The sequence below is a fragment of the Pseudoalteromonas sp. SG43-1 genome (assembly GCF_014164415.1).
Lineage (GTDB): Bacteria > Pseudomonadota > Gammaproteobacteria > Enterobacterales > Alteromonadaceae > Pseudoalteromonas > Pseudoalteromonas distincta.
In genome coordinates, this window is sequence record NZ_JACJFD010000009.1 from 1 (window position 1) to 13,831 (window position 13,831).

The window sequence follows — 13,831 nt, forward strand, 5'->3', positions numbered from 1 at the left end:
GAACGTTGCGATTATAAAGTTGAACTTTATCTCGCTAGGGCTGCGCATATTACGCTTTCCTATTTTTTTGTCAACACTTAAATTTAAACTTTCTAAAAAGATTCAATCTAAGTTTTACTTAACACACTGAGTAGTTCGTGCTTCGCTATGCGTTGGCGTTTCCCGTCTCAGTGGGGTCGCATTATAGGGAGATCCGAAAACAGATCAACCCTTTTTTGAAGAAAACTTGAAATAATGTGCTGTTCGCACATATTTACATCGAAATGGTTACTTTAAACACTAAAAAGGCCCTGATGGGCCTTTTTAATTAGTTTACTATGAGCTTCCAGCCAAGTTTTCCTTGCTGTTTAGACTCTTGTTGCAGCTCGCTGGCCATTAATGGATGATCTTTTAACCAGTTACTTTCAAACTTAAGGTCTAACACTTCATTTTTAGCAGTTAACTCAAACTTAGGCAGTACATCATCTTGTCTGCGCATTGATAAAATGACTGCTATTCGTAGTAATCTCACTATATATTGTGCTAATAGACTATTTACGCCGAGTGAATTAAAACAACCTTTTGAAAAATCAGATCGATGTGCATCTGCTACCGCTACTATTAATTTATGCTCTGACTGTGAAAAACCAGGCATATCGGTATTTTCCAAAATATAAGCGGTATGTTTATGGTACTGCTTATACTCTATTAGTAATCCAATCTCATGAAGCTGCGCTACCGCTTTTAATAGTGGTAACCCATTTAAGCTTTCAATTGGCCAATCTTTATCAATACTCAGCGCTAACTGCATTGCCAAGCTTGAAACTCGACACGCTTGTTTTTGATCAACATGATAACGGCTCATAAACCCATCAACAGTGCGTTTGCGAATGTCGTTATTATGAAACTCCGGAACCATGCTATATAAAACACCTTCACGCAGTGCTCCACCCGCCAATCCCATTTTTTCTATTTCAAGAGATTCAAATAGTGCGATTAAGATTGCAAGTCCTGATACAAATACCAGTCGACGGTCTTCACTTAACCCAGGAAGGTCTAGCGCTGCAATAGTGCTAAATGTAATTGCTTGATCTTTTATGGTGTTGAGCTTTTCAAGTGTAAGTAAGTCGTCAAGATTTTGCGCGACCATAATTTCTTGAATTGCTTGTACTGTACCAGAAGCTCCAGATGCAATTTGCCATCCCGCTGCTTTATACTCTGGAGAAATTTCATCAATGACTGTACGAGCCGCTTTTATTGCTGCGTTAAAGTTACTCTTACTTAGTTGGCAATCTTTAAAATAGCGTTCAAGATAGGTAACACACCCCATATTGAGGCTTTTGTAATGTAGGGCATCAAATGCTTTACCAATTACAACTTCTGTACTTGCACCACCAATATCAATAACAAGCTGTTTGCCAGTACAAGATGAAGTATGGGCAACACCTTTATAAATTGTGCGCGCTTCTAATTCTCCGCTGATAACATTAATGTTATGACCTAGAATTTTTTCGGCATGATTTTTAAATACTTCGGCGTTAGTTGCTAAGCGTAAGGTAGCTGTTGCTACTATGGTGATGTTTTTGTCTGGGATATCTTGTAGACGCTCAGCAAAAAGGGCAAGGCATTCCCAGCCTCGCTGCATTGCTTCAGTACTTAATACGTTTCCTTTATCAAGCCCTGCGGCTAATCGGACTTTGCGTTTAACACGTCCAATTGTTTGTAGACCGCCAGCAATTGATTTGGCAATAAGCATATGAAAGCTATTTGAGCCCAAATCAATAACTGCGTACACATTTTTTTGCGGTTTAAGTTGCCCCACCGTTCAAAAACCTCTAGTTACTACTACTTATACAAACGGTCGCTTACGACCGTCCTTTTTGGTAACTATTATTTGGGCGACGTCCGCTGTTATTACTACGGTTACGTGGACCTGTTGAATAGTTGCGCTTTCTTTGAATAATAGGCTGAGTTAAATCATCTAGCAATGCTGTTTTATCATAATGTGATAAAGGAATGCTATGCTCTATATATTCTTCAATTTCATGCAGGTTGTATGCATATTGCTCACATGCAAAACTAATTGCGTGGCCTGATGCACCAGCGCGGCCAGTACGGCCAATACGGTGAACATAATCTTCACAATCGTCAGGTAAATCAAAGTTAAACACATGACTTACTTCTGGAATATGAAGACCACGCGCTGCAACATCGGTCGCAACTAAAAAGTCTAAATCACCTTTACTGAATTGCGCTAATATAGTTTGGCGTTTTTTCTGGTTAACATCACCAGTAAGCATACCTACACGATGACCGTCTGATTTAAGCCAAGCATAAACCGTCTCACAACTATGCTTGGTATTTGCAAACACGATTGCCTTCTCTGGCCATTCTTCTTCAATTAAGGTTAACAACAGCTTAATTTTATCTTCTTGCGAAGGATGAAATAGCTCTTCTTGAATACGTTTACCCGTTTTAACGTCAGGTTCAATTTGAACATGCTCTGGGTTTGTCATGTGCTCAAAAGCTAATTCTTGTACGCGGTACGACAATGTGGCAGAGAATAATAAGTTTAAACGCTTTGATGTATCTGGCATACGATCGAACATATAGCGAATATCTTTGATAAAACCTAAATCGAACATACGATCGGCTTCGTCCAGCACGACTACCTCAATTTCATTAAGGGTGTAACAGCCTTGCTTATACAGATCAATTAGGCGACCTGTAGTACCAATTAAAATATCAACGCCTTTTTCTAGTTGTGCACGTTGTTTTTCGTAATCTTCGCCACCATATACTAAACCTAAGTTAAGATTACAGTGCGGCGCTAAAATTTTAGCATCTTTGTGTATCTGAATCGCAAGCTCCCGAGTAGGGGCCATGATCAGGGCTCTTGGATGTTTACTAGGTGCTTTGCTAGATTGTAATAACCGATGGCACGTGGCGGTTAAAAACGCCAACGTTTTGCCTGTACCCGTTTGAGCTTGGCCCGCGATATCGCGTCCATCACAAATAAAAGGTAGGCATTTTGCTTGAATAGGTGTGCAATATTCAAACCCATTCTCGGTTAAACCGGCAACCACTTCCGGTGCGATAGCAAAGTCTGAAAACTTTTTATCGGTTAAATGTGTCTTAGTCATAGCGTTTAAGCATAACGTTTAAACTTGCAATAAGAAACAAGAGTGTTTAAATACGCACTAAATATTTCGCCTAACTAAATCGGAGAGCGCAATGAGCGAGAAAATAATCCAAATTACTGACGATAGCTTTGAAGCTGACGTATTACAATCAGACAAACCAGTACTAGTAGATTTCTGGGCTGAATGGTGTGGACCTTGTAAAATGATCGCCCCTATTCTTCACGAAGTTGCTGATGAATACGACAGCCGTGTGACTGTTGCTAAATTAAATATTGACCAAAATGCTGGCACACCGCCAAAGTTTGGTATTCGTGGTATCCCTACTTTACTTCTTTTTAAAGATGGCCAAGTAGCTGCAACGAAAGTAGGTGCTCTTTCAAAAACTCAACTTATCGAGTTTTTAGAAAACAACATCTAACGGTAAGCTAGAACAATAAAAAGGGCTTTTTTGCCCTTTTTTAAATTTATTTTGTATAAAGACTGGACGCTTTGCCAGTGAACTGCTAGTTTATAAAGCCAACTAATCCTTAGTTATATTCAACAAACCTCACTCAACGATCAAAGCGATTTTGAGTATGACAACTGTAATAAAGAACCCACCAATATGCATTTACGCGAATTAAAAGACAAGTCGATTAAAGAGCTTGTAGACTTAGCTGAGTCCATGGGGCTCGAAAACGTAGCCCGCTTAAGAAAGCAAGATATCATTTTTGCCATTCTTAAATCCCATGCCAAAGGCGGAGAGAATATCTTCGGCGGCGGTGTATTAGAGATTTTACAAGATGGTTTCGGCTTCTTAAGATCATCAGAAGCCTCTTACTTAGCTGGGCCAGATGACATTTATGTTTCACCTAGCCAAATTCGCCGTTTCAGCATGCGTACTGGCGATTCAATTTCAGGCCTTATTCGTCCACCTAAAGACGGTGAACGTTACTTTGCTTTACTCAAAGTAAATGAAGTTAACTTTGATAAACCTGAAAACTCTCGAACTAAAATTCTTTTTGAAAACCTTACTCCACTACATGCAAACGAACGTTTTCGCATGGAACGTGGTAACGGCAGTAAAGAAGATATTACAGCCCGTGTACTTGATTTAGCATCTCCTATTGGCCGCGGCCAACGTGGCTTGTTAGTAGCTCCGCCAAAAGCGGGTAAAACAATGCTACTTCAAAACATTGCACAATCAATTACGCATAATCACCCTGATGTAACATTAATGGTTTTACTTATTGATGAACGTCCGGAAGAAGTAACTGAGATGCAACGCCTTGTTAAAGGTGAAGTTATTGCATCAACGTTCGATGAGCCAGCTTCTCGTCACGTACAAGTTGCCGAAATGGTTATCGAAAAAGCAAAACGCCTAGTTGAACATAAAAAAGATGTTGTTATCTTATTGGATTCAATCACTCGTTTAGCACGTGCTTATAACACCGTTATTCCTTCATCAGGTAAAGTACTTACTGGTGGTGTTGACGCTAACGCATTACATAAACCTAAGCGCTTCTTTGGTGCTGCACGTAACGTTGAGGAAGGTGGTAGCTTAACAATTATAGCTACAGCGCTTATCGATACCGGCTCTAAAATGGATGAAGTTATCTACGAAGAGTTTAAAGGTACTGGTAACATGGAACTTCACCTTAACCGTAAAATTGCGGAAAGACGTGTATTCCCTGCTATCGACTTTAATCGTTCAGGCACTCGTCGTGAAGAATTACTAACAAAACCAGATGAGCTTCAAAAGCTTTGGATTTTACGTAAAATTGTTCATGACATGTCAGAAATTGATGCAATGGAATTCTTAATCGATAAACTATCGATGAGCAAAACCAATGATGAATTTTTTGATTCGATGAGACGCCAATAAAGCGTTTTAGCTGAATAAAAAAAGCGCCTAAGGCGCTTTTTTTATGTCTGGATTAAACACAGTTTAACTTTCGTTATACTTTTTAAGTACACTCTGCAGCGTATCAACGAGCGCTTTAAAGTCATTCGCACTACTTTTTTGGGTCCTGCGTAAAAGGGCTCTATCTAAACTTTGAGCCGATTGCGCAATTTCATCTAAACCAAACATTTGCGCCGCTCCTAAAATGCGATGACTATCTTTTTGTAGCGCGGCTAAATCTTCACTTATGAAATGCTGAGTAATCGTTTCACTCTCCAAAGCAAAGCTTTGCTTAAAACTAATGACAAGATCGCTCATATCAACTTCATTTTGCTTTGTAATTGGCTGATCTTCTGCATTATGTAGGTGGCTGGAAAGCGCTTTATAAAATGACTCTTTATCTATCGGTTTACCTAAGTAACCACTAAACCCTAACTCTAAATAGCCATCCACTTCATGACTCATAGCATTTGCAGTTAAAGCAAAAATAGGCCGCTCAAAACCACACTGTTTTAATAGCTGAAAAGCAGAACGCCCATCCATCACAGGCATTTGAATATCGAGTAGCACTAAATCAGGATACTCTTTTAAGCACTGCTCTACCGCTTGCTCACCGTTTTCAACGGCAATAACCTCGAGCCCCATTGAACGTAAATAGCGGCTTATTAACCTTCGATTATCAGGGTGATCTTCTGCTAGTACAACACGCCCTGCCAATTGCTTATTTACCTTTGGAGCACTTTGAGTTTCAATCAGGCTTTGCGATTTATTTACTTCTGCGCACGGTAAAAAGAACGAAAACTGACTGCCCTTTTTGTATTCGCTTTGTACACTGATATAACCGCCCATCATCGCGGCTAATTGTTGCGATAAGCTAAGGCCTAACCCTGTCCCCCCAAAGCGACGGCTAATACTGTTATCAGCTTGGCTAAAGCATTCAAAAATAAGCTTTAACTGTTTAGAGCTCATACCAATACCGGTATCTTTTACAATAATCACTAGCCCTTGTTCACTCTTATTTAAAGCAATAATGATTTGGCCAGCGTGAGTAAACTTAATAGCATTAGCACATAAATTTATAAGAATTTGTTTTACGCGTATTAAATCCAGCTTAGTGTAAAACTCATTACCCACTTGATTGTCTAAAATGAGGCGTAAATTTTTTGCTTTTGCTTGAGTGATAAACATTGCATGTACGTCATTTACAAGCTCTACAATATCAAAGCACGAAATATTTAACTCTAACCTATTAGCTTCAATTTTACTTAAATCGAGCACGTCGTTTATTAAGCTTTTTAAATGGTCGCTATGGCGCTGAATTACTCTTAATTCATCTTTAAGTGACTCAGGCTCATATAATTCATTAATTAAAGCATCTGTTTGCCCTAAAATAGCCGTTAGTGGAGTGCGGATTTCGTGGCTAATATTGGCCAAAAACTGGCTTTTAACATCGTTAGCTTCTCTTAGCTCCTGTGCTATTGCCTGTAACTCGGCAGTGCGCTGCGTAACTTGCTCTGTTAACTGCTGCTTAGCGCGTTTTTCTGCGCCACGGCGGTAAAGCGCAATACCAGTTACAACAACCAAAAGTAATAGTAAAAAAGAGAATAAAGTAAGCTGAGAACGCTGCGACATTTTTAGCTCTTGCACACGTCGATCTTGTTTAAGTTTTTCTATTTCTTGGTTTAATTGTGTTGCTTTAAATTGATGCTGAAGTACCGCTAGTGCATTTATAATTGCTGTACTTCTGAGTTTTCGTAGCTCACTAATATATTCTTGTTGCAAGGCCATTGCGCTTGAATAATCGCCTTTACTGGCTTCAAGTAGTGCTTTAGTCCCTAAACCCTCCCTAATTATTCGCTCACTGCCATATTCGTGGGCAAGTGAAATAGCTCTATCTAAACTTATTTTCGCCTCTTCTAAGTTGCCTTTAACAAACTGAATTTTACCAAGCGCATGTAGCGCATTAAGCTCTAAATTATGGTTACCTATTTTAAGCGCATAGTACTCACCTAATTTAGCTTGCTCGTACGCTTCATCTACTTTTTTTAACACTAAATTAGTATTTGCCAAGTTAGTATATTGCGTAGATAACTTATTGTAATCATTGGCTGAAATATAATAACGCAGCGCTAGCTGGTAATAATGAAGTGCTAAGTCAAATTGATTACTCTCCATATGAGCAACACCCATATTGTTGTATACCTGCGCAATACCACTTTTATCATCTAACCGCTGATAAACTTTAAGTACATCTTGATAAAGACTAAATGCACTATCGTAGCGTGATAAGCGTATATAAACGCCTGCTATATTAAGTAATATGTCGGTTTGATCTTGCTCACTACCGTGCGCTTCGTAAATAGCTTTTGCCTTTAAGTAAAACTCTAGGGTATCGCCTAGCTTATTCATATTAAAATAAGCCAAACCAATATTATTTAGTAAATTTGCTTGTTCAAGTAGTTGTTCATTTTTTTCAGCTAATACTAGGGTGCGGGTATATTCACTTATGGCCTTTTGAAATAGGCCTTGATAAAAAAGTGCTACACCTTGCATTTTTATTGCACGAAAGTGCTCGTCAGGAAAGAAAGTATCTGAAGTGTTTTTTTCTAATAATTTAAAATAGTGTAAAGATTCTTTAAAATTATCAGCCGATAACGCACTATTACCTAATGCCGAATAAACAGCGACACGCTCTTTTTTAGAAACGTTTTGATTAGCAAGTAACGTATTTGCTAATTGTAATTTAGGCTCCCACTGCACTTCGTTTTTGAATTGCTCAAATAACGAATCACTATTTTGGGCATAGCTAGGAGCTATTAGTACACAGCATATAGTAAATAAGAGGCATTTAAACTTGCCCAGCATAATTTTAATCCTTCAAACCGTTACTTATATCAGTGTAATCTTTATTGAAGATACACTAACTACTAGGGCCTAAACAATGCTTAACCCACTGATTGATGAGATTTTTGAGCTGATATTAACAAGGCAGGTTTGGCAAGTTCATACTTTAGCAGCAGAACTGACAAACCGCAGCGCAATAACAACACTCGATAAAAGCCCTGAATGTGATTTATTTAAACGTAACTTTTTAATTATGAATGCATTGTACCAACTGCAGGCACAATTACGCCCTCAAAGTTTACTCATTTCAACTCTGCATATCGAGCTTTTAGAAAAAGAAGATAATAGTTTAGTAACAACGAACGAAAATTTGCGAGATTATTATTTAGATTGGCGTAATTACGATACCGGTGAAGAGAAAATTGATGAGCTTTTGAATAGTTTTTGGCGTCAGTTTAAAACGACATCACCACAACAAGTATTAAATGACAATGAATTTAAAGCGTTGGCTTTAGAGTGGAAGTTACCCGAAAATTTCACTCTTAAAAACGTTCAAAAGCGCTGGAGACAACTTGCATTACAGATGCACCCAGATAAACCAAATGGTTGTGAAGTTAAGTTTAAAAAAATAAAATTACAATACGAGCAGCTAAAGGTAGCTGCTCGCTAATTTGTTAATTTAGCGGTTTAAATTAACGAGTAAGGCGACGAGCGCGTATTTTACGCCCTTTAATGTTGCCTTCGGTTAGTTTGCGAAGTGCTGGTTTTGATGAGTTACGTTCAACAGCAACAAATGCTACGTTATCAAGTACGTTAATTTTACCTACTTGACGACCTGCAACCCCATCCTTACCTGTTAGAGCACCAAGAATATCGCCTGCACGTACTTTTTGCTTTTTACCTGAATCAATCATCAAAGTAACCATTTCAGGGCGGTACGGCGGTTTATCTAATAAATTAAACGGCGGCATTTGCTCTGGAGTAATATCACGCTCGTAATGATCGCCAATTTGTGCAATTTTAAACGCTTCAGCTTCACCATAAATAGAACAAGCAATGCCCTTTTTACCAGCACGACCAGTTCGGCCAACACGGTGAACATGTGTTTGCGTGTCATGTGCTAAATGGTAGTTAATAACCATATCCATGTCATCAATATCTAAACCTCGTGCAGCAACATCGGTTGCAACAAGTATTGAAGCACTTTTATTTGAAAAGTGAATTAGCGTACGTTCACGATCGCGTTGCTCTAAATCACCGTGCAATGCAACAGCGCTGAAGCCTTCGTCAGCTAAATCATCACACACTTGTTGAGTTTCTACTTTGGTATTACAAAATACAACACAGCTTTGTGGTGTAAATTTAAGAAGTAATAACTTAAGCGTTGGATAGCGCTGCTTATTGTTATCCATTTTGTAGAAGTACTGCTTAATTGTGCTTTTGGCTTGCTCTTCTTCTACTTTAACCATTTCTGGATTTTTAAGTACACGCTTAGCAATTGCTTCAATAGCTCTTGGGAAAGTAGCACTAAATAACAATGTTTGACGATTTTGTGGAATACGCTCAATAATTGCATCTAATGTGTCTTGAAAACCCATATCAAGCATTTGATCGGCTTCATCAAGCACCAATGTTTCCACATCATCTAAACGTAGAGTACCTTTACGAATATGGTCATCAACACGCCCTGGCGTGCCAACAATAATATGCGCACCATGTTCAAGTGAACCTATTTGCGGGCCAATTGAAACACCACCACATAACGTCAATATTTTAATGTTATGAATGCCGCGCGCTAATTTACGCATTTCAACTGCAACCTGCTCGGCAAGTTCACGAGTCGGACACAAGACTAAAGATTGAATACGAAAGCGTTTTACATTTAATTTAGCTAACACACCCAAGCTAAACGCAGCAGTTTTACCTGAACCGGTTTTTGCCTGAGCAATGATGTCTTTACCAGCAAGTACAGGCGGCAAACTTTGCGCTTGTACAGGTGTCATGTGGGCATAGCCAAGGGTTGATAAGTTATCAACGAGTCCAGCCGGTAAAGCCAAAGATGAAAAAGCAGTTGAAGTCACAGTAAGTTCCATAGCAATAAAATAACATGGGAGAAAGCCCCACTAATATGCAGCTTATAATAGCAGAATTCGTAATTGGCAACCATTAACAAACACATTATAAAACATGTTAATGAAAGGTGTTGAAAATGATAGTAGTTTGCATTAAGATCGCGATTGTTTTTTTACATACCTGCGCTGGAAGCAATTAATGAAACTGAATTCTATTTACATAGCTCTATTAGCAAGCATTACGACAAGCACATATGCAAACACTACCGACCTTGAACGCATAGAAGTAAAGGGTAGCTACTTTAACGATTACAAAGTAGATAACGCTAATGGCGCAATGAGAACATCAGCTTCATTACTTGAAACTGCACAATCTGTCACTGTAATAACCGACACTATTATTAGCGAACAGCTTGCCACTACACTTGGCGAAGTACTCACAAATGACGCAAGCTTAACTGCAGGCTCACAACAACGAAATCGTGAGGTATTTAACTTACGCGGCTTTGAGCTGAGCTCATCGACAGGTTATTTACGCGACGGTCATCAGCATTGGTCGCACTATCAGCAACCAATCGAAATTTTGCAGCAAGTTGAAGTAATTAAAGGCCCATCAAGTATTTTATATGGTCAGTCAGGCCCGGGTGGCTTGGTTAACATGGTAACTAAAAAACCTACAGCACAAACACTATTTAATGCCAGTGCCGATGTAGATCAGCATGGCTCAACCCGCTTTATGGTTGATGCTGCAGGTGCCTTGACTGAATCGGAAGATTTACGTGCTCGCGGGATTTTAGTAAAGCAAGACGTTGACTACTGGCGTGAGTACCAAAACGGTGAAAATCGTGAACGCGACCGCTTTTTAGGTGCTTTAATTGTAGATTACGATATTAGCGATAACGCATTAGTACGTGTGCATTACGACCGCACAGATGACGAAGCAGGTTTAGATACTGGCGCATGGATAGACGATAATGCTAATGTAATTGGTAGCGATAAAACAATCCGTGATATGTCTTGGGCGTTTACCGATATTACCGTAGAAAACCTAGGTGTAGACCTAGAAGTATTTTTAACCGATAACTGGCAAGTAAAACTTGGCTATAACGAACAAACGTTTGAACGTCAACGCTTTGAGTCAGCACCTCGCATGCCTAGTAGCTTTGCTGAAGGTGACAGCTATGAATCTCGTCCTTACGACCGTTTTGACGATTGGCAATTTAAAACTGCATTTATTGATTTTATTGGTGAATTTAAAACAGGTAGCTTACAGCATCAGTTTTTAATTGGCGCAAACTCGCTAGATTACTACTACGGGCAACGCCGTACTTCTGCTGACTACTTTGATTTTTCTGCAGGACAAGCAGAACCATCACGCCCATCTGTAAGTTATAAAACAGATGATACAGTAAGCGAAACTGAATACGACTATTACGGTATTTACGTTCAGGACTTAATTTCGTTCTCACCACAATGGCAATTATCGCTAGGTGGCCGTTACGATAAGCAAACTCGAGAAGGTGCAGATAACGAGTCATTTGTACCAAAGGTAGGTGTGCTTTATCATCCAAATACTTCGGCAACTATATATGCAAGTTACTCAGAAGGTTTTGAGCCTCAAGGTAGTGAAACTCTGATTGATGAAACCGATGTAAATAATGGCATGAAGCTAGATGCCATTACCTCAGAGCAAAGAGAGATTGGTATTAAATGGCAATTATTTGATGACCGTTTACTGCTTACAGGTGCAATTTTTGATATTAGTAAAGAAGGCACACTTGTTAGCGAACAGCTTGAGACGCCTATTGGCTCATTCACAAGTGAAACAAACCAAGTGGGTGAACAACGCCATAAAGGTGTTGAAGTAAGCGCACAAGGTGCTGCTACCGACCGCTTATTTGTTATGGCATCAACTATGTATCTAGATGCTAACTTTGAACGCGATGAAGTATTGGAAGGTAAACGCCCTACCGATGCACCAAAATGGTCGGCATCACTTTGGACTCGTTATGAATTAAACGACGCCATTGCCATTAACGCTGGCGCTTTTTACGAAGGCGAGCGCTTTGCAGATAGCGATAATACAATTACTAAAGATGCATATACACGTGTTGATGTTGGCGCCACTTATAAGTTTAACTTAAGCAATACCGATATTAATTTACGTCTTAACATCGAAAACTTATTTGATAAAAGCTATTTAGGTGGTGGCGGCACGAGTAATGTAACTGTTGGCGAGGGCACAAATCTTCGTTTAGCAGCGCAATTTAGCTTTTAAATAAATGCCTTAAATAACAGTGTTAAAAGATAGCCCGCGTACATTTACGCGGGCTTTTTTATATCTAAACTTTTATACCTAACAGCATTAAACCTATTACAAAGCCTATTCATCTCATCTATTTTTTATCATGTTTGTTACATGTTCTAATAGCGCTAATTATTAAAAAGGCTTACCCAAATGAAAAAATTAATTACCGCACTGCTGCTTACTAGCAGTATGGCTGCAAACGCTAACAACGCCGAATTTACCCAAAAGCAATTACAACAAGTCAATGAAGTGCGCACCTCTGCGCTAAATAGTGATCTAAGCTATAAATTACTAGAGTCATTAACAACTGAGGTTGGCCCTCGCTTACCTGGTACTGAAAATGATAAAAAAGCAGTGGCATGGGCTAAAGCTAAATTTAATGAGCTTGGTTTTGATAAAGTATGGCTTGAAGAAGCGACTTTTCCTGAATGGCGCCGTTATAGCGAAAGCGGAAAAATACTAACACCAAGCGAGCAACCTCTACATTTAACTGCATTAGGTAACAGTATAAGCACGCCTAAAGATGGGATCACAGCGCCAGTAGTCTTATTCGAAACACTTGATGAGTTAATTGCAGCACCTGCAAATAGCCTAAAAGGTAAAATTGCGTATATTAATTACCGCATGAACCGCGATATAGATGGGAATGGTTACGGACCTGCTGTAAAAGCACGTGGCACAGGCGCTATAGAAGCGTCTAAAAAAGGCGCTGTTGCCTACATGATGCGCTCGGTAAGTACTGGTCATCATCGTTTTGCACACACTGGCGGTAGTTACTACAAAGAAGGTGTTACAAAAATACCTAATGTAACCATTGCTAACCCAGATGCCGATCAGATTGCACGACTCATTGCTTTAGATAAAGACGTATCGGTAAATATTAATGTGCAAACCGAAAGCCTTGGTGAAGGCACAGGTTATAACGTTATTGGCCAATTTAATGGTACCGAAAACCCTGAGCAATATGTATTAATTGGCGGGCATTTAGATTCTTGGGACTTAGGGACTGGCGCGCTAGATGACGGTGCAGGCGTTGCGCTAACAATGGCAGCCGCTAAACATATTAGCGATGTAAAGCGTCCTAAGCGCAGTATTCGTGTGGTACTTTTTGCAGCCGAAGAGCTAGGCCTTTGGGGTGCAAAAGCCTATTTTGCAAAGCATAAAAACGAGCTAAGCAATATTGTTGCAGCAGCTGAGTCTGATTTTGGCGCTGATGTTGTATATGCTTTTGAATCGAACGTAAGCGCAGAGTCACTTCCTGTAGTGCGTGCTATTGCAAAAGAACTTTCGCCGTTAAATATTGAGCATATTGGTAAAAACCAAGCGAATGGTGGCCCTGATCTAATTCCACTTAAAGCAGCAACCTCAGCACCTATTTTTGAACTTGCTCAAGACGGAACAGATTACTTTGATTACCACCATACAGCTGACGATACGCTTGATAAAGTAACACCTACTAAGCTTCGTCAAAATACCGCTGCATACGCTGTATTTGCTCTAATGGCTGCTGATGCAAAAACAACAATTAAGCCTAAAGCTCAAAATAAGTAATAACAGACATACTTACTTACAGTTTGTAGCTTTAACTAACACGCTTCTTGTT

The 13,831-nt window shown here is 39.4% G+C and carries 9 protein-coding genes; 5 read left to right on the top strand and 4 right to left on the bottom strand.

The genetic code is table 11. The features are described 5' to 3' along the window. Positions 1 to 307 precede the first annotated feature (307 nt). Positions 308 to 1,801 (bottom strand): guanosine-5'-triphosphate,3'-diphosphate diphosphatase, encoded by a 1,494-nt coding sequence (gene gppA / locus H5159_RS08500; RefSeq protein ID WP_182780134.1) that lies wholly within the window; start codon positions 1,799 to 1,801, stop codon positions 308 to 310. A gap of 43 nt (positions 1,802 to 1,844) precedes the next feature. Beyond that, positions 1,845 to 3,122, bottom strand: coding sequence for an ATP-dependent RNA helicase RhlB (gene rhlB / locus H5159_RS08505; RefSeq protein ID WP_002960940.1), 1,278 nt, complete (start codon positions 3,120 to 3,122; stop codon positions 1,845 to 1,847). Positions 3,123 to 3,213: 91 nt separating this feature from the next. On the opposite strand from rhlB, the gene trxA reads away from it, so the two are divergent. After that, complete coding sequence (gene trxA, locus H5159_RS08510) at positions 3,214 to 3,540, top strand: thioredoxin TrxA (protein ID WP_002960942.1); 327 nt, start codon at positions 3,214 to 3,216, stop codon at positions 3,538 to 3,540. 186 nt (positions 3,541 to 3,726) lie between these two features. Further along, positions 3,727 to 4,986 (top strand): transcription termination factor Rho, encoded by a 1,260-nt coding sequence (rho, locus tag H5159_RS08515; protein ID WP_002960945.1) that lies wholly within the window; start codon positions 3,727 to 3,729, stop codon positions 4,984 to 4,986. 63 nt (positions 4,987 to 5,049) lie between these two features. Here rho and H5159_RS08520 read toward each other — a convergent pair whose 3' ends face one another. After that, positions 5,050 to 7,869 carry an ATP-binding protein gene (locus tag H5159_RS08520; RefSeq protein ID WP_182749135.1) on the bottom strand — a complete coding sequence of 940 codons (2,820 nt, stop codon included), beginning with the start codon at positions 7,867 to 7,869 and terminating at the stop codon, positions 5,050 to 5,052. A 76-nt stretch (positions 7,870 to 7,945) separates the two neighbouring features. Here H5159_RS08520 and H5159_RS08525 point away from each other — a divergent pair, with 76 nt between their 5' ends. Further along, positions 7,946 to 8,518 carry a DNA-J related domain-containing protein gene (locus H5159_RS08525; RefSeq protein ID WP_182780135.1) on the top strand — a complete coding sequence of 191 codons (573 nt, stop codon included), beginning with the start codon at positions 7,946 to 7,948 and terminating at the stop codon, positions 8,516 to 8,518. 22 nt (positions 8,519 to 8,540) lie between these two features. Here H5159_RS08525 and dbpA read toward each other — a convergent pair whose 3' ends face one another. Further along, complete coding sequence (gene dbpA / locus H5159_RS08530) at positions 8,541 to 9,929, bottom strand: ATP-dependent RNA helicase DbpA (protein WP_002960948.1); 1,389 nt, start codon at positions 9,927 to 9,929, stop codon at positions 8,541 to 8,543. A gap of 190 nt (positions 9,930 to 10,119) precedes the next feature. Between dbpA and H5159_RS08535 the strand changes: the two genes are divergently transcribed. Together H5159_RS08535 and H5159_RS08540 are read left to right on the top strand one after the other, a co-directional pair. After that, positions 10,120 to 12,198: a TonB-dependent siderophore receptor gene (locus tag H5159_RS08535; protein ID WP_182737943.1), complete on the top strand. Its 2,079-nt coding sequence runs from the start codon at positions 10,120 to 10,122 to the stop codon at positions 12,196 to 12,198. A 180-nt stretch (positions 12,199 to 12,378) separates the two neighbouring features. Further along, a complete protein-coding gene (locus tag H5159_RS08540; protein WP_182696158.1) occupies positions 12,379 to 13,779 on the top strand; it encodes a M20/M25/M40 family metallo-hydrolase in 1,401 nt (466 codons plus the stop codon). Positions 13,780 to 13,831 lie beyond the last annotated feature (52 nt).